The sequence below is a fragment of the Georgenia sp. SYP-B2076 genome (assembly GCF_003991205.1).
Classification (GTDB): domain Bacteria; phylum Actinomycetota; class Actinomycetes; order Actinomycetales; family Actinomycetaceae; genus Georgenia.
Window position 1 is genome coordinate 22,804 of sequence record NZ_RXOZ01000006.1, and the last position, 18,815, is coordinate 41,618.

At 70.4% G+C, this 18,815-nt stretch carries 18 protein-coding genes and 1 pseudogene; 10 read left to right on the forward strand and 9 right to left on the reverse strand.

Annotated elements, in window-relative coordinates:
- The 3 genes from EJK16_RS03270 to EJK16_RS03280 form a co-directional block, all read right to left on the reverse strand.
- Positions 1-1,110: an FAD-dependent monooxygenase gene (locus EJK16_RS03270; RefSeq protein WP_127126315.1), complete on the reverse strand. Its 1,110-nt coding sequence runs from the start codon at positions 1,108-1,110 to the stop codon at positions 1-3.
- 64 nt (positions 1,111-1,174) lie between these two features.
- Positions 1,175-2,125 carry a phosphotriesterase gene (locus EJK16_RS03275; protein WP_127126317.1) on the reverse strand — a complete coding sequence of 317 codons (951 nt, stop codon included), beginning with the start codon at positions 2,123-2,125 and terminating at the stop codon, positions 1,175-1,177.
- 44 nt (positions 2,126-2,169) lie between these two features.
- On the reverse strand, positions 2,170-3,159 hold the full coding sequence (locus tag EJK16_RS03280; protein WP_127126319.1) for a phosphotriesterase: 990 nt from the start codon (positions 3,157-3,159) through the stop codon (positions 2,170-2,172).
- A 337-nt stretch (positions 3,160-3,496) separates the two neighbouring features.
- Between EJK16_RS03280 and EJK16_RS03285 the strand changes: the two genes are divergently transcribed.
- A complete protein-coding gene (locus EJK16_RS03285; protein ID WP_127126321.1) occupies positions 3,497-4,855 on the forward strand; it encodes a deoxyribodipyrimidine photo-lyase in 1,359 nt (452 codons plus the stop codon).
- Positions 4,856-4,995: 140 nt separating this feature from the next.
- On the opposite strand, the gene EJK16_RS03290 is transcribed toward EJK16_RS03285, so the two are convergent.
- Together EJK16_RS03290 and EJK16_RS20395 are read right to left on the reverse strand one after the other, a co-directional pair.
- Positions 4,996-6,231 carry an alpha/beta fold hydrolase gene (locus EJK16_RS03290; protein WP_205739579.1) on the reverse strand — a complete coding sequence of 412 codons (1,236 nt, stop codon included), beginning with the start codon at positions 6,229-6,231 and terminating at the stop codon, positions 4,996-4,998.
- 245 nt (positions 6,232-6,476) lie between these two features.
- Positions 6,477-6,611, reverse strand: a complete 135-nt coding sequence (locus tag EJK16_RS20395; protein WP_255411463.1) for a hypothetical protein — start codon at positions 6,609-6,611, stop codon at positions 6,477-6,479.
- Positions 6,612-6,708: 97 nt separating this feature from the next.
- Between EJK16_RS20395 and EJK16_RS03295 the strand changes: the two genes are divergently transcribed.
- Positions 6,709-7,722, forward strand: a complete 1,014-nt coding sequence (locus EJK16_RS03295; RefSeq protein ID WP_127126325.1) for a GlxA family transcriptional regulator — start codon at positions 6,709-6,711, stop codon at positions 7,720-7,722.
- 496 nt (positions 7,723-8,218) lie between these two features.
- On the forward strand, positions 8,219-8,686 hold the full coding sequence (locus EJK16_RS03300) for a hypothetical protein (protein ID WP_127126327.1): 468 nt from the start codon (positions 8,219-8,221) through the stop codon (positions 8,684-8,686).
- A 150-nt stretch (positions 8,687-8,836) separates the two neighbouring features.
- Here EJK16_RS03300 and EJK16_RS03305 read toward each other — a convergent pair whose 3' ends face one another.
- From EJK16_RS03305 to EJK16_RS03315, 3 genes are all read right to left on the reverse strand, one after another.
- Positions 8,837-10,846, reverse strand: a complete 2,010-nt coding sequence (locus tag EJK16_RS03305) for a cation-translocating P-type ATPase (protein ID WP_127126406.1) — start codon at positions 10,844-10,846, stop codon at positions 8,837-8,839.
- Positions 10,847-10,857: 11 nt separating this feature from the next.
- The gene (locus tag EJK16_RS03310) at positions 10,858-11,292 is read right to left on the reverse strand and encodes a helix-turn-helix transcriptional regulator (protein WP_127126408.1); all 435 of its coding nucleotides are present in this window, start codon (positions 11,290-11,292) and stop codon (positions 10,858-10,860) included.
- Positions 11,293-11,701: 409 nt separating this feature from the next.
- Positions 11,702-12,445, reverse strand: a complete 744-nt coding sequence (locus EJK16_RS03315; RefSeq protein WP_127126329.1) for an aquaporin — start codon at positions 12,443-12,445, stop codon at positions 11,702-11,704.
- Between the two features lie 46 nt (positions 12,446-12,491).
- Here EJK16_RS03315 and EJK16_RS03320 point away from each other — a divergent pair, with 46 nt between their 5' ends.
- From EJK16_RS03320 to EJK16_RS03330, 3 genes and pseudogenes are all read left to right on the forward strand, one after another.
- Positions 12,492-13,202 (forward strand): ArsR family transcriptional regulator, encoded by a 711-nt coding sequence (locus tag EJK16_RS03320; RefSeq protein WP_127126331.1) that lies wholly within the window; start codon positions 12,492-12,494, stop codon positions 13,200-13,202.
- 16 nt (positions 13,203-13,218) lie between these two features.
- Entirely contained in the window at positions 13,219-13,629 is a 411-nt protein-coding gene (locus EJK16_RS03325; protein ID WP_127126333.1) for an arsenate reductase ArsC, read from the forward strand.
- A gap of 14 nt (positions 13,630-13,643) precedes the next feature.
- Positions 13,644-14,063, forward strand: a pseudogene (locus EJK16_RS03330) (NAD(P)/FAD-dependent oxidoreductase); the annotation flags it as partial.
- A gap of 104 nt (positions 14,064-14,167) precedes the next feature.
- Here the strand turns inward: EJK16_RS03330 and EJK16_RS03335 are convergent.
- Positions 14,168-14,821: a TetR/AcrR family transcriptional regulator C-terminal domain-containing protein gene (locus EJK16_RS03335; RefSeq protein WP_240645746.1), complete on the reverse strand. Its 654-nt coding sequence runs from the start codon at positions 14,819-14,821 to the stop codon at positions 14,168-14,170.
- A gap of 340 nt (positions 14,822-15,161) precedes the next feature.
- On the opposite strand from EJK16_RS03335, the gene EJK16_RS03340 reads away from it, so the two are divergent.
- The 4 genes from EJK16_RS03340 to EJK16_RS03355 all read left to right on the forward strand — a co-directional run bounded on the left by EJK16_RS03340 (position 15,162) and on the right by EJK16_RS03355 (position 18,787).
- The gene (locus EJK16_RS03340; RefSeq protein WP_127126337.1) at positions 15,162-15,626 is read left to right on the forward strand and encodes an STAS domain-containing protein; all 465 of its coding nucleotides are present in this window, start codon (positions 15,162-15,164) and stop codon (positions 15,624-15,626) included.
- Positions 15,627-16,160: 534 nt separating this feature from the next.
- Positions 16,161-17,135, forward strand: coding sequence for a diacylglycerol kinase family protein (locus EJK16_RS03345; RefSeq protein WP_127126339.1), 975 nt, complete (start codon positions 16,161-16,163; stop codon positions 17,133-17,135).
- A 402-nt stretch (positions 17,136-17,537) separates the two neighbouring features.
- Positions 17,538-18,416, forward strand: coding sequence for a hypothetical protein (locus tag EJK16_RS03350; RefSeq protein WP_127126341.1), 879 nt, complete (start codon positions 17,538-17,540; stop codon positions 18,414-18,416).
- Positions 18,413-18,787, forward strand: a complete 375-nt coding sequence (locus EJK16_RS03355; protein ID WP_127126343.1) for a GntR family transcriptional regulator — start codon at positions 18,413-18,415, stop codon at positions 18,785-18,787. The genes EJK16_RS03350 and EJK16_RS03355 overlap by 4 nt, the downstream gene beginning before the upstream one ends.
- Positions 18,788-18,815 lie beyond the last annotated feature (28 nt).

The following is an 18,815-nucleotide window of genomic DNA, read 5'->3' on the forward strand; positions in this document are numbered from 1 at the left end:
TCAGGCCTCCTGCGCCGCGGGCTTCTGCCCGGGGAAGACGTCGTCCAGCTCGTCCTCGGTCCAGCCCTGGCGGGAGATGCGCTGCAGCTCGTCGGTCACCGGCTTGCGGGTCGCCTGGTACGAGGCGAGCGCCTCCTTGACGGACCCGGTCTGCGCGAGGGCGTCGGCGAGGGCGCCGGCGTCCTCGATGGCGGAGTTCGCGCCCTGGCCCTGGTGGTGCAGCATCGAGTGGGCGGCGTCGCCCAGGAGGACGACGGAGTCCGAGTGCCACGTGTCGACCGGGTCGATGTCGTAGACGGCGCGGATGCTGACGGTGTCCATGTCGAGGTTGCGAGCGATGTTCACGATCCGCTCGTCGAAGCCCTCCACAGTCTTCACGAGGTCGTCCTTCGTGATGTTGGGCGCCCAGGTGCTGTCCGGGCACAGCGCCGTGATGTCGAACGAGACCTGGTTGCGGTGGCGCAGGGGCAGCAGGTAGACCTTCGTGCCCTTGCCGATGTACATCCGCAGGTTGTCGTCGACGACCATCCCGTAGGCGTCGTCGGCGGAGATCACCGCGCGGTAGGCGTGCTCACCGGAGAACACCGGGCCCTTGTCGCTGAACAGCTGCTGACGCACCACCGACTTGATGCCGTCGGCGCCGACGACGAGGTCGGCCTCGACGGTCTCGCCGTTCGCGAACGTCAGGACGGAGCGGTCGCCCTTGTCCTCGACGGACTCCAGCCTGTGACCGAGGTGCACCATCCCCTCGGGGAGCACGCCCAGGAGGGCGTGGATGAAGTCCCTGCGGTGGATGAGGTGGGTCTTGGTCTCCTCGCCGAACTCCGGCCAGGTGTCCTTCATGATCGGCTCGCCGGTCGCGGTGAGGATCTCGAAGTAGTCGCTCGGCGAGGTCACCTCCGCGATCGCGTCGAAGATGCCCCACTGGCGGAACCGGGCCATGGTGGCGGGACGCAGGCCGATGCCGGCGCCGACCTCGCCGGTCTGCGTCGCCTGCTCGTACACGGTGACGTTCGCCCCGAGCAGGCTCAGGGCCTTGGCCGCGGCCGCGCCGCCGTACCCGGCGCCGACGATGGCGACGTTCAGGTTCTTCAGGTCTGAGGTGTTCACGGGAGCTACCTTTCGAGCTTGGCGCGTCGATGCGCCTGGGATGACTGGGGGGAGCGCGTGTGGATCAGTTGCGGATGGTGAGGAACTCAGCGGGGTTGTCGACGAACAGCTTCGTGATGGTGGCCTCGTCGACGCCCGCCGCGCGCAGGTCGGGGAAGAGGTCCTCGAAGATGTAGTTCACGGTGTGGCCCTTCACGCCCGGCCAGCCCAGGGGGCTGCAGTTGGCGTCGGCCGAGGCGAGCGCCTTGTCCAGGTGCTGCCCGATGAACCGGAGGAAGTGGTCGAGCCGCTCCTTGCGCGGCCGCGCCCAGAACGGCGGGTCCTCGAGCTCGGTCTCGTAGCCGAACGTGTCGAAGCCGACACGGCCTCCCTGCTCGGCGATCCAGGTGTCGCGCGTCTTGTCGAAGTTCACGCCGTCGTCGACGTGCCCGAACAGGACGCGGTCCAGCGGCAGGCCCTCCTCGGCGAAGATCGCGATGGCGTTCTCGGCGTCGATCGCCAGGTGGGTCAGGATCGGCACCCCGGTCGCCAGGGCGGCGCGGGCGGCGGCGCGGTAGATGCGCTTGTCCAGGTCCGTCATGCGCCCGCCGCGGCTCACGCCGACCTTGATGACACCGGCGCGGCCGCCGGTGTCACCGATGCCGACGGTGATCTCGTGGACGAACTGGCGGGTCAGGTAGTCGACGGTCGCCCGGGCGAAGTGCGGCAGGGCGGTGTCGCCGCCGACGAAGCCGGTGCAGGCGACGATGTGGACCCCGGTCTTCGCGGACAGGGACTTGTAGTAGTCCACGTCGCGGCCGTTGCAGATGCCGGTCGCGTCCACGAACGTGCCGCCGCCGTACTCGTGGAACTGGCGCAGCTTCGGCACGGTCTCCTCGTACCGCTGCTCAGGCGTCTTCCACCACTTCGTGTCCAGCTCGGAGCCGGGCATCCCGTACCCGATGTGCTCGTGGATGGCGACGATCCCGAGCTCCTCCGTGGGAACCGTCCCCAGGACGGTGTTGACCTTTGACATGCTCGCACTCCAATAAAGTCAAATGAACGGGTCGACGTGGTGGCTCAGCGCAGGGTCAGCAGGTCCCGCGGGTTGTCCACGAGGATGTGCCGGGCGTCCTCGTCGCTGAGACCCAGCGACTTGGCCAGCGGCACGAACGCCCGGGAGGCGTAGCTGTACGGCAGGTCGTAGGCGGGCTGCCCCTTGGCCACGCCGATCGCGTTGCTCGAGATCAGGATCCGGTTGCCGTGGCCGGCGTTCACGAGCTCCACCACCAGCGCGGCGCGCTCCCGGTCGGTGAGGTGGGCGTCGTCGTCGTCCAGGCCCACGTGGTCCAGGGCGACGAAGGCCCCCCGGCGGGCGACCTCGAGGGGCGCACCGGCGGCGACGGCGTCCTTGCGGTCCAGGTCGCCGACGACGACCCGGTCGGCGCTCAGCCCCTCGTCGAGGACGACGTCGAGGTCGTGCAGCGCGTCGGCCCCGAACCGGATGGACACCGGCACGCCGGTGGCGAGGGCGGTCCGGGCGGCGCCGCGGAACAGGCTCTCGTCGGTCGGGGTCATGCCGTCGCGGGTGGCCGTGGTGGTCACGAGTCCCGCGGCGCCGCGGCGCTCCACGCGCGGGACCACCATGCCCTCGGTGACCTCCTTCGTGAAGAGGTCGGCGAACTTCTCGGCCGGCCACGGGGTCGGAGGATTGGTCTGCGGCGTCAGGAAGTAGCCGCCGAGCATCTCCTCAGGTCCCATCCCCGTCGACGCGACGATGTGCACGCCTGTCGAGCGCGAGAGCGCCTCGTACAGCTTCACGTCGCGGCCGTGGAACATGCCCGTGCTGTCGACGATCGTCTTCCCACCGTGGTCGCGGAACTCCGTCAGCTTCCGGGCGAGGATCTCGAAGATCTCGGCGCGGTCGATGGTGATGTCATACGCGTGCTCGGCACCCGGGACCACGAAGAGTAGTGCCTCGTGGACCGAGACGACCCCAAGGTCGTCGGCGGCGACGGGGCCGAGCACGGTGTTGACGGTTCTGCTCGCGGCAGTCTGTACGTCCGTCATTGGATACCTTTCATCGGCGTCACGCCGGCTGTGGCGTCACGCGTTGTGGAGGATCACGCACCACGACATCTGGATCAAGTCCTCGCCGAGGTCGGTGTGGGCGGCAGTCAACAAGGACGGCAGCGCACCGGGGAGCCTGCCGCCTGCCCTACGGGCCGTGGCTCACTGCCTGGTATATGTGACGCCCCTTACGTCTGGTCCACTAAGTTGACACGCTGTCATCCCAAAGTCAAGAGGGTTTCAGCGCCTGGGCGGGCCACTCCGAGCGCCCGTGCCGACGTGCCGACGTCCTCGCGCTGACGGGCGTGTTGCTGGCCGGGCCCGGAGGATAGCGGTCATGACCGCCTTGTTGTGGCTCCGCCGGGATCTTCGGCTGCACGACCTGCCCGCGCTGCTCGCCGCCCACGAGGCGGGCGGCGACGTTGTGCCGGTGTTCGTCGCGGACCCGACATTGCTGGCCTCGGCGGGGCCGGTGCGCCGCGCCCACCTGTCCGCGGCCCTGGCCGCCGCCCAGGAGTCGTACGACGGTGCACTGGTGGTGCGCGCGGGCCGCCCCGAGACCGAGATCCCCGCCCTGGTCCGGGAGGTCGGCGCCGCGAGCGTCCACGTCAGCCGGGAGACGACGCCGTACGGGCGGCGCCGTGACCGCCGGGTCGAGCACGCACTGGGCGATGTCCCGCTCGTGGCGACCGGCACGCCCTACGCCATCGGCCCGGGGGTGGTGCGCAAGGCCGACGGCGAGCCGTTCCGGGTGTTCACCCCGTTCTCCCGCGCCTGGTGGGAGCACGGTTGGCACTCCCCTGCGCCGGTCCCGGCCCGCCTCGTGTGGCACCAGGGAGCCGACTCGGCGCCGCTCCCCGGGGCCGAGGGGCCCGCCGTCGCGGTCGTGCCCATGGGTGAGGCCGCCGCGCGGGCTCGCTGGGAGCAGTTCCTCGAGGACGACCTGGCGGGCTACGACGGCAACCGGGACCGCCCGGATCTGGACGCCACGTCCCAGATGTCCGTGCACCTCAAGTACGGCGCGATCCACCCGCGGACGATGCTCGCCGACATTGCCGCCCACCCGGCCGCACGCTCGGAAGGCGCGCGGCGGTTCATGGCCGAGCTCTGCTGGCGGGAGTTCTATGCCGACGTGCTGTGGCACCGCCCGGACTCCGCCTGGGCCGACCTGCGCGAGGACCTGCGCGGCATGACGTACGAGGACCCGGCTGGCGCAGCGGCGGGCTACGTCCGCGCGTGGGAGGAGGGCCGCACGGGCTACCCGTTCGTCGACGCCGGCATGCGCCAGCTCCTCGCCGAGGGGTGGATGCACAACCGGGTGCGGATGGTCGTGGCGAGCTTCCTCGTCAAGGACCTGCACGTCTGGTGGCCGCACGGCGCGCGGTACTTCCTGGAGCATCTCCGCGACGGCGACATCGCCTCGAACAACCACGGGTGGCAGTGGGTGGCGGGCACCGGCACGGACGCCGCACCCTACTTCCGGGTGTTCAACCCGGTCACCCAGGGCGAGCGGTACGACCCGCATGGAGCGTATGTCCGCCGGTACGTACCCGAGCTGGCTCACATCCCCGGAGTCGCGGTCCACCAGCCGTGGCGGGTGCCGGACGGCCTGACCCACGGGTACCCGACACCGATCGTCGATCATGGCTCGGAGCGCGCGGAGGCGCTAGGGCGCTACGAGGCCGCCCGGAAGTAAGCAATGAAGACGCACCCGCGGCAGAACTTGCCGAGGACGCCTCGTTCCTGCAAGGAATGACCCCTCCGCGGGGTCCTGCAGCCGCCCCCGTGTTATCACCAGGGGGTCCACTTTCACCCGCCGTTGCCAACGTCGGCGGATCACCTGGCCAAGGGCCGTGCGCTCTGGACGGAGGAGACGACGTCAAGGATCGCTCGAGTGGTAGCAGCGGCGCCCTTCCCGTCCGCGATCATCCCTGGGTGGTCGACGCCGTTGACGACGCGGTGGACGCTGTCGGTCGACAAGGTGGCCAGAGCGTTCTGCTTCGTCGACCAGTCGGCGGCATTTCCGCTGCCGGCCGTCAGGACGACCAACGGCTTGTCGGCGAAGTCACGCAAGGATGCCGCTTCCTCCACGGAGGCGTTCGCCTGGACGTACTCGTCGATCGTGCTGCGGAGATGGCTTGCGGTCGGCACGCCGACCAGGCGGCCCAGACTGAGGCGGGCAGAGGTCGAGACCAGTGCCGAGACTCGGCCCGTGAGGTCGTAGGAGCCCCCGTCACCAGGCGGTGTTGACCTCGGCTTCGTCGCCGATGCCGGTGCCGGTGCGGTGGAGTCCACCAGCACCATTCCGGCGACCTCGTCGGGGTAGCGGGCGGCGAAGGTGAGCGTGTAGAGGCCGCCGAAGGAATGGCCCGCCAGCACGTACGGTCCGGGAACGTCTCCGCGGTGCAGCAACGTGTGCAGGTCGGTCGCGATCTGCGTGGCGTCCTGTGGGGTGTCGGCGGGCTCGCTCCACCCGCGGCCCGCACGGTCATACACGCAGACTCGGGTGTCACGAGCGACGACAGGAGTCACTGACCCGAGGTCGGAGGACACCCCGCCCGCACCCGGTTCGAGGACGACCGTGGGGCTGCCCGAGCCGGTGCAGCTCAGGTGCAAGCGGTGTCCGCCGACGTCGATCAGCTGACCAGGCATGGAGTAGGCCCCGGCATCCGCCGCTTCACGCACGGTCTGGTAGCCGCCGCCGACCGAGGCGAGAGCCAGCACCGTGAGCACTGGGTAGAGCAGCCAGCGTCCGCTCGGGCTGCGAAGCTGCCGACGGGTGCGGACGAGCATCCAGACCACCAACGCCAGGACGGCGGGAGGCCACACCCAGGTGAGGACCTCGTGCACCGAGGAGCCGAAGACAACCAGGAGAAGACCGCTCAGCCCCATGAACAGTGCAGGGGCCGCGGCCCATGACTGTGGCTGATCGGTGAACCGCACCGAGAGCACGGCCAGCATCGCCCAGCCCAGCGCCAGTCCGCACAGGACTGCGCCGGTGACCCCAGCCTCCGTTGGCGGGATGAACGGGGCGGCGACGAGGAGCGCTGCAGCGAGGAGCCCTGTGGCCAACGAGCCAGCCACGATCCTACCGATGTGTCCCCTCGACCCGGCAGCAGGGCTAGCCGGACGGTCCTGGCCCTGGCCCTGGGGATGTGCCGTGCCGGTGGCCGCAGGCGCGTTGTCGAGCTCGTGCCTCATGCAGGTCCGCGACGGAGGGCCTTCGGGAGCGGACGAGGTGGCGATCCTGTTCATGTCTGCCTTCCGACGACTTCGAGGAGACGTCTAGATTCGGCGGTGCGTGTGATGGTGGAGCTCTACTCGCCGCTGGCGAGGAGCGGGGCGCCGAGGTCGCCGGCGTCATTGGTGCCGGGTGGCGCGGCGAAGACCTGGAAGGCGCCCACCACGTCGAGTGCGGTGAACCGGGGATAGAGCAGGTAGGCGACCTTCATGCTCCCAGCGTGGGGCCGCAGGAGGCCGGCCACCAGGACACGTTGTTGACGATGTCGGCCACCGCATCCCCACGTACCGTCGACACATGGACTACCGATGACCGGGTCGAGGAACTCGGGCTCGAACGAGCCGACGTTCGCCCCGCTCGTCGAGCGGGGCGTGGTCATCGTGACCTTCGATGCGGCCCAGATCCTCGACGTCACCGGTCCGCTCGAAGTGTTCTCCAGCGCCTCCCGCTTCCTGCCCGCCGCGCGGTACCTCACCCAGGTCGTGACCACCCGGGGCGGCCCTGTGCGTGCCAGCTGCGGGCTGGAGTTCGCGTCCATCCCGGTCGCCGAAGTCGTTGGGCCCGTCGACACGCTGCTCGTTGCGGGTGGCGCCGACATGGACGCCGCCGTCGCGGACACGGAATTGCTCGCCCATGTCCGGCGGCTCGCCGCCGACGCCCGCCGCGTCACCTCGGTCTGCTCCGGCGCGTTCGTGCTCGCGGCAGCCGGCCTGCTGGCGGGACGACGTGCCACCACTCATTGGTCGGAGTGCGGACTCCTCGGCTACACCTACGCGGATGTCACGGTCGACCGCGACGCCATCTACGTCCGCGACGGGAACGTGTGGACCTCCGCGGGCGTCACCGCTGGCATCGACCTGGCGCTCGCTCTGGTCGCCGACGACCACGGCCACGAGGCCGCCGCCACCATCGCGCGACAGCTGGTCGTCTACCTCCAGCGCTCCGGCGGACAGGCGCAGTTCTCAGCGCTCCTGGCCGGGCAAGCCGCCGACACCAAACCGGTTCTCGACCTCCTGTCCTGGCTCCGCGACCACCTCACCGACGACCTCTCGGTGGCCGCGCTCGCCCGGCAGCTCAACCTCTCCGAACGACAGTTCACCCGCGTCTTCAAGGCAGAGGTTGGTGCCACCGCGGCAGATCACGTCGAAGCCGTCCGGCTCGAGTCCGCATGTCGGCTCCTGGAGACCACCAACAGGACCATCGAACAGATCGCGAAGGCGTGCGGCTTCGGAACTCCCGAGACCATGAACCGGGCCTTCCGGCGACGGCTCAGCACGACCCCAGGCGAACATCGCCACCACTTCCGGGGGACACCCCCGTAGTCGGGCACGAATATCACACCTAGTCACGAACCCGTAGTCGATGGGCCATTCGCGACTCGTTGGCAGAGCGCGCGCGATCACCCGGTTGTTGATGTCGCCGGCGAGTGACCGTCTCGAGGGCGGGGCGGTTGCCGCTGCTCCCCTGGCGCCGGCCGGTAGAGCCGGATATCGATGAGGCGCGAGTAGACCTTTGAGGTCGAGCTTGCCCGCGTGGCTGCGCAGGCGGACGAGGCTGTGATGCGCCTCGGTCACCAACGAGGAGCACCTGCAGTCTCAAGCCGGGCTGGACGCAGCCACCGCGGAGGCCGAGCAGGCGCAGGTGCAGGCCGACGCCGCCGCCGAGCTCGAGTTGGCGCGACGCGCGCTCGGGCAGGTGGCGCCGCGATGGTTCCAGCGGGCTTGCGCAGATCGTGCGCATCTGTCGGCGGAGATTCTTGACGACGCCTTGGCCCGCACAGCCACGCTTGACCGGCTGAGTGCCCGGGCGGACACCTAGGTGCAGAGCTTCGAGGCGGTGGAGCAGGTCGCCACCACGTTGCAGCGACGAGCCGAGGGAGCCGCCGTGCAGGGGGAGGCCGCGGCGATCCTGTCCGGGGCAGCGGAGACAGCCGAGAGCAGCGCCGCTGCGGCGCTGACCCAGCTCAGCCTGTCCACCGAGCGCCGCGACCAGCTCATCGTCGAGCTCGCCGCGCAGCGCAACACCACTGTCGAGCTCGAGCCGGGCCGCCAGGACGACCTCGCCGCGGAGCAGACCGCTCGGCAGGAGTCCATCGCCCAGGCCGAGGCGCTGGTGGCACCTGATCAGCCCGCGGGCGAGAGCGCTGCCACGCCGGCCCACGCGCCGTCCGCCCCCAGCACATCCCCGGCACCGGAAAGCGCCCCAGCGCCGGCGCCCACCTCCACGCCCACGCCCACTTCGATGAAGGTGTTACCTAAGCGCGGCAGGCCGATATTCCGCCTGTAGCGTCGGCATCGCTTCCTGGACTCCGCCGTCCGGAAGTGCCCGGGCGGAGACCCAACCCTGCCACCGCCTGGGTCCTATCCGATCCGACCAGTGGCAGGGACGGGGTACCCACAGCGTTGCGGTGAGGGGCGCCGTCGAAACCTCGTACCGTCAGCTGTGGACCACCACGGGCGGGGCAGTGGACGCGACGGCGGCGCCGACGGTGCGCAGGGTCGTGGACCGGCCCGCCCGCACCGCATTGAGGATGATGAAGAACTCCGACAGCTCGTGGGCCAGGACCACCGCGGCCAGCCCCAGCACGCCGGCGAAGGCGAGTGGGATCAGCACCGCGATCAGGGCGAGCGAGACCACGACGTTCTGCAGGATGATCCGCCGCGTGCGGCGGGCGTGGGCGAAGGCCCCGGGCAGCAGACGCAGGTCGTCACCCATCAGGGCCACGTCGGCGGTCTCGATGGCCACGTCGGCGCCCATCGCCCCCATCGCGATGCCGAGGTCCGCGGTGGCCAGCGCGGGGGCGTCGTTGACGCCGTCCCCGACCATCGCAGTAGCCCGGCCGGAGTCCCGGAACTGACCCACGAGGCGGGACTTGTCCTCCGGGCGCAGGTCGGCGTGGACCTCGGTGACACCGGCGTCGGCGGCTAGGGCCCGGGCGGTGGCGACGTTGTCGCCGGTCAGCATCGCGACCGTGTAGCCCTGCTCGCGCAGGTGGGCGACGACCTCGCGCGCCTCGGGCCGCAGCTCGTCGCGCACCGCGATCGCGCCGGTGACGGAGCCGTCGACCTCGAGAAGGACGGTGGTGGCGCCTGCCTCCTGCATCCGGGTGACGTCCCCGGCGAGGGCGCCGGAGTCCACCCAGCCCGGCCGGCCCAGCCGCAGCGCCTGGCCAGAAACCGTACCGGTCAGGCCGGCGCCGGTCACGGCCGAGACGTCCTCGGCGGCGGGCACGGTCTGGGTCGCGGCGAGGATGGCGCGAGCGAGCGGGTGCTCGCTGCGCGCCTCCAGTGCGGCGGCCAGGGACAGGACCTCCTCGCGGGTGTGGCCGGGGGCGGCGATGATGTCGACGACAGCGGGCTCGTTGCGGGTCAGGGTGCCGGTCTTGTCCAGGGCGATGGTGCGGATCTTGCCGAGGGTCTCCAGGGCGGCGCCGCCCTTGACGAGGACGCCATGCTTGCTGGCGGCGCCGACGGAGGCGACGACCGTGACGGGCACCGAGATCGCCAACGCGCACGGGGAGGCCGCGACGACCATGACCAGGGCGCGCTCGAGCCACAGAGCGGGGTCACCGAAGATTGCGCCCAGGACGGCGATGAGGACCGCGGCGATGAGGATGCCCGGCACCAGCGGCTTGGCGATCCTGTCGGTCAGGCGCTGGGTAGTGCCCTTGCGAGACTGCTCGGACTCGACGATGTGGACGATCCGGGCCAGGGAGTTGTTCTCGGCCGTGGTGGTGACCTCGACCTCCAGGGCGCCGGTGCCGTTGATGGCCCCGGCGAAGACCTCGGCCCCGGGGCCGGCCTCGACCGGCATCGACTCCCCGGTGATCGCGGACAGGTCCAGGGCGGTGCGTCCGGACCGGACGATGCCGTCGGTGGCCAGGCGCTCACCGGGCCTGACGACCATGAGGTCGCCCACGACGAGCTCGGCCGGGTCGACTACTTGCTCGGTGCCGCCGCGACGCACGGTGGCCTCGCGCGGGACCAGGTCGAGCAGGGCGCGCAGGCCCTTGCGGGTCTTGGCGACGGAGTACTCCTCCAGGCCCTCGCTCAGGGAGTACAGGAAGGCCAGCGTCGCGGCCTCCTCGACCTGGCCCAGCGCGGTGGCGCCCACGGCGCCGATCGTCATGAGGGTGCCGACACCGATCTTGCCCCTGAGGAGCTTTTCGATGGTCTCGGGCACGAACGTGGCGCCGCCGGCGACCAGGGCGGCGATGCTCAGGCCGAGCGCCCAGCCCTCCTGGCCGGCCCGGCCGAGGAGGAAGCCGGCGAGCAGGAGCACCCCGGAGAGCACGCCCAGGCGGATCTCGCTGACCTGCCAGACGTGGTCGACGTCCTCATCGTCGTCATCGTCATCGTCGTCGTCATCGTCGTCGTCATCGTCGTCGTCACGGGCGGCGTTGAGGTCCTCGGCGAGGTCCTCGTCGTCCGCGTCGCGGCGGGTCATCCTGGTATCGCTCACTGGTCGCTCTCAGCGCTGTGGTGAGTCTTGAGGTCGGCGGGGTCGGGGTTGTCGGTGGTGCCGATGCCGTAGTTCGGGCACAGCGCGACGGCGTACCCGGTGGCCGCCAGCAGCTTCTCCGCGGTCGCGAGCACCTCGAGCAGCTCCGGCGCGGTGGTCAGGGAGAACATCGACGCCCGCCCCTGCGGGCGCGAGTCCACCAGGCCGCAGTCGCGCAGGCAAGCCAGGTGCGCGCTCACCGTCGACTGCGCCAGGCCCAGGTGCTCGGTCAGGTCCCGCACCCGATGCTCCCCGACCGTGAGGTGCTGCAGAATCGCCAGCCGAGTCGGGTCCGACAGCCCGTGGAACAGCGTAGCGGCCGGCGCCAAGGCCCCCGGCTCAACCGCCCCACTCTCAACGATCACATCGGTTTTATTCACTGGTATCGCCATAACCCGATAGTAACGATAAGCGAACGTCACAACAGGGAGATGGCCGCCCGCGCGCTGGATCTCCACCTTCCCGAGATCGGGGTGTGCTCGATGAGCCTGCCGGTCATGGATGCCCACGGCACCGCGCACATCCCCCCGCAGGCTCGTGCTGCGGCCCCACCACGCCCGCACCGGCCTTCATCGGCTTCCCCGCGGGGCCGATGCACGGCCGTTCCGCGGACTGACTCCAGAACATCGCCCGACATCCTGCCCAAGAGCTCGGGGTCGAGAGACGCTGTCCCCGGGCGGTCCCGCCCACGTCGACAACCCCGCGGCCCGGCGACGCGGCCCGCAAGCCAGCGGGCTCTCGCCGGGCATGCCCACCGGCTGCGTCAAGAGCCCTCAACCCGGCGGTCTGCGGCCCGCGCCGCTACCGGACGAGGGCGGCGGCGGCGACCGTCTCGGGCTGCCCCGCGGCCGGGCCGGGGTAGAGGACCAGGACGGCCGCGATCCCCAGCGCCGCGCCGAGCAGCTGCGCGAGCACGAACGGCGCCGCGCCGGCGGGCGCGATGCCAGCGAAGGTGTCGGTGAAGATGCGGCCCAGCGTGACGGCGGGATTCGCGAACGCGGTGGAGCTGGTGAACCAGTACGCCGCCCCGATGTACGCACCGACCGCCGGCGCGACCAGCGCCGCGCGGCCCGAGCGGGTCAGGGAGAAGATCACGACGACCAGGCCGGCGGTGGCGACCACCTCCGCGACCAGCAGCCCCGTCCCGGTGCGCTGCGTCGTCGCCAGCGCGGTCGGGACGTCGAACATGACGTTCGCCAGCACGGCGCCGGCGACGCCGCCCGCGCCCTGCGCCGTGACGTAGGCGCCCACGCCGCGCAGGGTCAGCCCGCCGCCGGTCTTCCGGGAGAGGTACCAGTCGGCGAGCGAGACCACCGGGTTCAGGTGCGCCCCGGACACCGGACCGAGCACGACGATGAGCACCGCCAGTCCCAGGGTGGTGGCCAGGCTGTTCTCCAGCAGCTGCAGCCCCACGTCGCCTGGCGAGAGCCGCTGGGCGGCGATGCCCGAGCCGACGACCACGGCCACCAGCGCCCCGGTCCCCACGAACTCGGCGACCAGCCGGCGACCCCAGGACGGCGTGGCCGCCTGCTCAGAAGTTTTCATGGCCCCATGGTTGACACACGACGGCACCTCAGTCAACATTGAGGCAATGAACACCGAGCGAAGTGACGCGCTGCGGCGTCGTGCAGCGCTGCACGCGGCGCTGGCCGACCCAGCCCGCCTGCAGATCGTCGACACCCTTTCCCTCGGCGACGCCTCGCCCTCCGAGCTCGCCGAGGCCGTCGGCATGCCGTCGAACCTGCTCGCCCACCACCTGAAGGTGCTCGAGCGTGAGGGCGTCGTCGGCCGCACCCGGTCCGAGGGCGACAAGCGCCGTTCATACGTCCACCTCGTCCCGGGCGCGCTCGACGACCTCGCCGCCGGCCGGTCGCGGCCGGTGCCGCGGGTGCTGTTCGTGTGCACCGCCAACTCCGCCCGCTCGCACCTGGCGGCTGCCCTGTGGCGCCAGGCCAGCGAGATCCCCGCCGTCTCGGCCGGCACGCACCCCGCCGAGACGATCGCGGCGGGCGCCGTCGACACCGCCCGCCGCCACGACCTGTTGCTGCCCCAGGTCCGGCCCCAGCACGTCGACGGCGTGCGCGCCGACGGTGATCTCGTCATCACGGTCTGCGACCGCGCGCACGAGGAGCTCGACTTCCCTATCGACGTCCACTGGTCGATCCCGGACCCGATCCCCTCTGGCACCCCGGAAGCGTTCGACCACGCCCTCGAGGAGATCGGCCGCCGCGTCGGCAACCTCGCCCCCCGCCTGGCCCTGCTCACCAACCCCACCAACCTCGCGCCCGCCGCGACCCACTGACCCCAAGGAGAACCCCATGTCCGAGCGCCCCAGCGTCATGTTCGTCTGCGTCCACAACGCCGGCCGGTCCCAGATGGCCGCCGCCTGGCTGGCCCACCTCGCCCAGGGCGCCATCGAGGTCCGCTCCGCCGGCTCCGCGCCCGCCGACCAGGTCAACCCCGCCGCCGTCGAGGCCATGGCCGAGGTCGGCATCGACATCGCCGCCGAGAAGCCCAAGGTGCTGACCACCGAGGCCGTCAAGGAGTCCGACGTCGTCATCACCATGGGCTGCGGCGACGCCTGCCCCATCTTCCCCGGCAAGCGCTACGAGGACTGGGAGCTGGTGGACCCGGCCGGCAAGAACGTCGACGGCGTGCGTCCCGTCCGTGACGAGATCAAGACCCGCGTCGAGGAGCTCATCGCCAGCCTCCTGCCCGCCAACGCCTGAGCGGAGGAGCACCCATGACGCGGGAGACCAGCACGCCCGAGATCCGCGACGTGATCATCGTCGGGTCCGGCCCGGCCGGGTACACCGCCGCGGTCTACGCCGCGCGTGCGAACCTGCGCCCGATCGTCTTCGCCGGCTCGGTCACCGCCGGCGGGGCGCTGATGAACACCACCGAGGTCGAGAACTTCCCCGGCTTCCCCGAGGGCGTCCTCGGCCCGCAGCTGATGGAGAACATGCAGAAGCAGGCCGAGCGCTTCGGCGCCGACGTCCGCTACGAGGACGTCGTCGCCGTGAACCTGGGCGGCGAGATCAACACCGTGACCACCGACGACGACGAGACCTACTCGGCGCGCGCCGTCATCCTGGCCAACGGCTCGGCCTACAAGGAGATCGGCCTGCCCGAGGAGAAGCGCCTGTCCGGCCGGGGCGTGTCCTGCGGCAAAGAAATGGCGACCACGCCGAGCAGCAGGTCGTTGCCGGCCTGAACAGAACTCCTTCAGTTGTGCGGTCGCGGTGTGGCTGCGTCGCTTGCCGAGCATCATCTCTGTCGGGCAGGGATGCGCAGGTGGCCGTGCAGCCCGGTCAGAAGGATGTCGAGGCCTTGTTCGAGCTCGGTGGCGCCGTCGTAGTCGGCCAGCGAGGAGGCGAGCTGCCGTACGTGGGGGAACTCCCTCGGCGGGAGCCGGTGCAGGCCGAGTCGGAGGAGGTCGTCGCTCTCCTCGGGGTGGGCGACCACCTCTTGCAGCTCCGTGAGGACGTGACCGTAGAGGAATCCGAAGTAGGCCCGGTAGACGTGCAGCGCGCCTTCGGGTGAGAAGCCGGCGTCGACCAACAGCGCCAGGAGCATCTCGAGAGGGCGCAGGGTGCCGAGCGGGCGAAGGCCGAGGGGCGTCGACAGCGGCCGCGTGACCAGGAGTGGCACCACGTGGGGGTGCGCGAGCGCGAGGCTGCGGAACTCGTGCGCGGTTCGCCGAAGCTGAGCCTCCCAGTCAGGCCCGTCGGGAGAGATCACCAGATCGGCGATGACGATCTCCACGACACCGTCGAGCAACGCGTCCCGGCTGGCCGCGTAGCGGTACAGCGCCATCGCGTTGCAGCCCAGCTCTCGCGCCAATCGGCGCATCGTCAGCGCGTCGACACCTTCGGCGTCCACGAGACTGAGCGCGGCCGCGAGCACCCGTTCCCGGCTCAACGGCTCACGCTCACTTCGCGGGGCGCCCTGCTGCGACGCTCCCCCATCATCGGGCTTTCGTGACTTGGGCACTGCACTCCTTACCGAACCGCTCGGGACCCACCATCGAAAAGTGGCCGCACTTGCGTAAGTGTACAGCGTAGACTTACAGTGCAATCAACGCGTGATACCACGCTCCGCCAGTGGGCACCGACCCGCTCAGCACTACTCACAAGTTCCGCGTCCTGCCTGGCCCCAGCCGAAGACGGACTTGACGGAAAACGCTTTTACCGTGCATGGACTCGCGTCCATCGCCTATACCAACCGACGTGGACTGCCCACCTCGGGAAAAGAGGCCACCATGGCTGCCAGCTCCGCGCCCCCCCAGCCCGAACCCGGCACCGTCGCGCTGCTCGTCTTGAAGGATCGTGTCCGTCTCGTGCTCGCCGGCGAGCACGACCTGGCCACCAAGGCAGAGCTGCACGAAGCCGTCCGGGAGGCCGTGCGGTACGGCCGGCCAGTCGAGGTCGATACCCGCCACGTCACGTTCATGGACTCCTCAGCCATCGCCACTCTCAGCCGGCTCATCCAGCACACGAACGACCGCCCCATCTTCATCAGCCCGCCCGACGTCGTCCGCTTCCTGCTCGACGTCACCCAGATCGCCGAGCTCGTCGAGCTCATCGACCACGACGGCGATCTCCCCGCGACCACCACCGGCGAGCCCACGCCGCTGGCCGATGCCGGCCTCAGGCAGATGGCTGCCTCCGGGCCGCACGCGCCACCCGCCCGCGAAGCCGGAACCCACGACGACGGCTTCATCTGACTTGACCGAAGATGCGCCCACGGTCATGCAGACAGGCGGTAAGCCGCACGCGACGGGCCGGGACCAGCAGGCTCGCCGTGGCCGCCGTGGCCGCCGTCGGCATCATCATCTTCAAATCTCGCCGTTCGTGAACTCGGTGAACCCCGACGACGGTGCCGACCCCCGAGCCGGTCACGAGACCGACTCCGTCGCCCCCTTCGTCCGCCTACCTCGGCCTGCGCCTACACCCTGGCGTACGCGGCCAAGCGGGCCCGCCGCGGTCAGCACCGCGGCCGCACCCTCGTCACGATGGCCATCGGCATCGCGGCGACCCTCCAGTGCCTCCGTGCGACGAGCACACCGACAACTACACGCACGAGCTACCGCAGTCACTGACACACGAGGGGGCGCCTCGCCGTGGCCTCTCTTCCTGCGGCGAGCGGCAGAAAGAGCCGCTCGCCTCGGTCTCTTGCCGACAATCCCTGATCAGAAAAGGCGCTACCTGTGGATACGAATCTCAATGAAGGCGCGCACGCCGCCGCGGGTGCTGGCGCGGTGAGCGACCACCCTGAGCCCGCCGACCGGCAGCGCGTCAAGCACGGCGGGCCCCTGCGCACGGCGGTCGTGGTCAACCCGGCGCGGGTCGAGGGCCTGCGCGGCCTTCGCGCCACCATTGAAGAGGCGCTGGCTGAGGCCGGCTGGCCGGGCCCCCTGTGGTTCGAGACGACACCGGAGGATCCCGGCGCCGGCCAAGCCCGCCGCGCCGTCGCAGAAGGCGCCGAGGTCGTCTTCGTCAGCGGCGGAGACGGCACCGTCCGCTCGTGCGTCGAGGGCCTCGCCGGTACCGAGGCCGCACTGGCCGTGCTCCCCGCCGGCACAGGCAACCTCCTGGCGACGAACCTCGGCCTGCCCGACGACCCCACCGAAGGTGTGCGGCTCGCCGTCGAACGCGGACGCCACCTCCTCGACATAGGCGAGGTCGACGGCCAGGCCTTCGCCGTTATGGCCGGCATGGGATTCGACGCCAAGCTGCTCGAGGACGCCTCGACCACCCTCAAGGCCCGCATCGGACCACTGGCCTACGTGCTCTCTGCTCTCAAGCACCTCCGCGACCGCCCGATGCGCGTCAAGATCCGCATCAATGACGGCCCACCCCTCCGCCGACGCGCACGTTCCGTCATCATCGGCAACGTCGGCCGCCTCCAAGGCGGCGTCCGACTCCTCGCCAACGCCGAACCGGACAACGGCCAGCTCGACGTCGCCATCCTCACCCCCCGCCACCTCGCCCACTGGGCGGCCCTCGCCTGGGGCGTCCTCCGCCGACACGAACACGTGCCCCGGATGGAGGTCCTGCGCGGCTCACACATCACGGTCACCAGCGACCGCGACCAGCCCTGCCAGCTCGACGGCGACATCATCGAACCACGTCAAACCCTCGCGGTAACGGTACGACCCGCAGCGCTGTGGCTGTGCGTCTACCAACCCGACCGCAGCCCCGACCTCACGGAAGGCTCACCCAAGAAGCGCTAGCGCCGCCGACCACGCCGTCACAGTGAACCGCCCCAGGTTCTCTGCCGCCCTCATATGGGTTGCGGCTCTCGGTTGAGGGCCTCGTAGTGGGCGTCTGTCGGGGTCCCATGGGCGGCCTGTCCGTGGTGCCGGGGAGCTCCCGGCAGGACTACGTGCAGTGCGCTGCGACCACCGCTGCATAGCCGCCCAGCAGAGCAACCAGCACAGTCGGCCCCGAGCGCGCCCGCCTGAAAACCGGCATAGATCCCAAGACTGTCGTCAGAGTTTGAGCACCCAAGGATCGCTAGGTAGAGGTGACGCCCCGCAGACGACGCTTGTTTGTGTCGAACTCTTGACACAAATGCCACGGCGAAGCCACCCTGTGTTTGTCGCAAACATGTGACACAAATGATCGGGGTGTCTATGTCACTGCTAGTCCTTCTGGTCCTCATCGGCGGACCCTTGCTGGTGACGGTGATCGCACTAGCCGCACAGTCGTTGAGCCGCGGACGCATCGACACGCGCCAGGAGTGGAAGTGGGTTCGCCTGACGTGGGCTTCCGCCCTTGTCGTCGGCGGCGTGGCCGCATGGCTAGTCAACGGCAGCCTTGACCTTGGCCGGGGGACGATGCTGGTCCCCGCCGTACTGGGTCTCTTCGTCGTCGCCGGGGTGGGCCTCGCCGAGACCGTGGTGCGACCGCAGCGTCCGACCGGTCCCCGTACTGCTTCGCTTGCTCCTCGGCAGGTGTTCGACTACCTGCCGCGGGCACTCACCACCGCAGTTGGGGGCATCACAGCGCTGCACCTTGCCACCCTGGCATTGACCACGGCGTCTGCCTCCACGGACGACATGGGACGAGCCGGACGGCAGATCGCAGCCCAGTGCGGCAACACCGGCAGCGGAGCCGGTCCCTACCCGGGCAGCTTCTACTCCGTCCCACTCACAATGCTGCTCCTAGTCATCGGCCTGGCCACCGTGGCAGCGCTGATGGCTGTCGTGCGCCGGCCGCGCGGCTTCGCGCCCGACGACGTGGGGGACGACGTATTGCGTCTGCGGTCCACGACACGGGTTCTGGCTGCGGCAGGTGCAGCCGTGGCTGCCAGCCACGTAGGCATCGCATTCTTCGCCGGGACGGCACTGCTCAGGATGGATTGCCAACGCGCCTGGATGGACCCGGTCGGCTGGGTACTGGTGGCGACCATGCCCGCAGCCCTGCTGCTGCTTGGCTGGTTCCTCGGCCGGATCGTCGTCCCCGGAGTACTCCCCACTCCCTCACCTGCCCACCCAGCGGAGACGCTGTGAGCCTCGTCCTCACCCTCGACCCTGACGACCCGACTCCACCGTACGAGCAACTGCGGCGCCAGCTCGCGGACCTGATCACGGCGGGACAGCTCGGTCCCGGCGATCGACTGCCCCCGCTGCGCCAGCTCGCCGGCGACCTCGGGGTCGCCGTCGGCACGGTCGCGCGCACCTACCGTGAGCTCGAGCAAGAGGGACTGCTCACCTCTCGTCGCGGCGGCGGCACCCGCGTGGCCACGACCGGACGGGCACCCGCCATGGACCGGCGCCAACTGCTCGGTGGCATGGCGGCGGACTTCGTCGCCCGTGCCCGAGGCCTGGGATTCACCGACGAAGAGATCGTCCTCGCCCTGGATCGCCAACTCGCCTTGTAGCGTCCGATAAAAGGACAGTCGCGTCGAT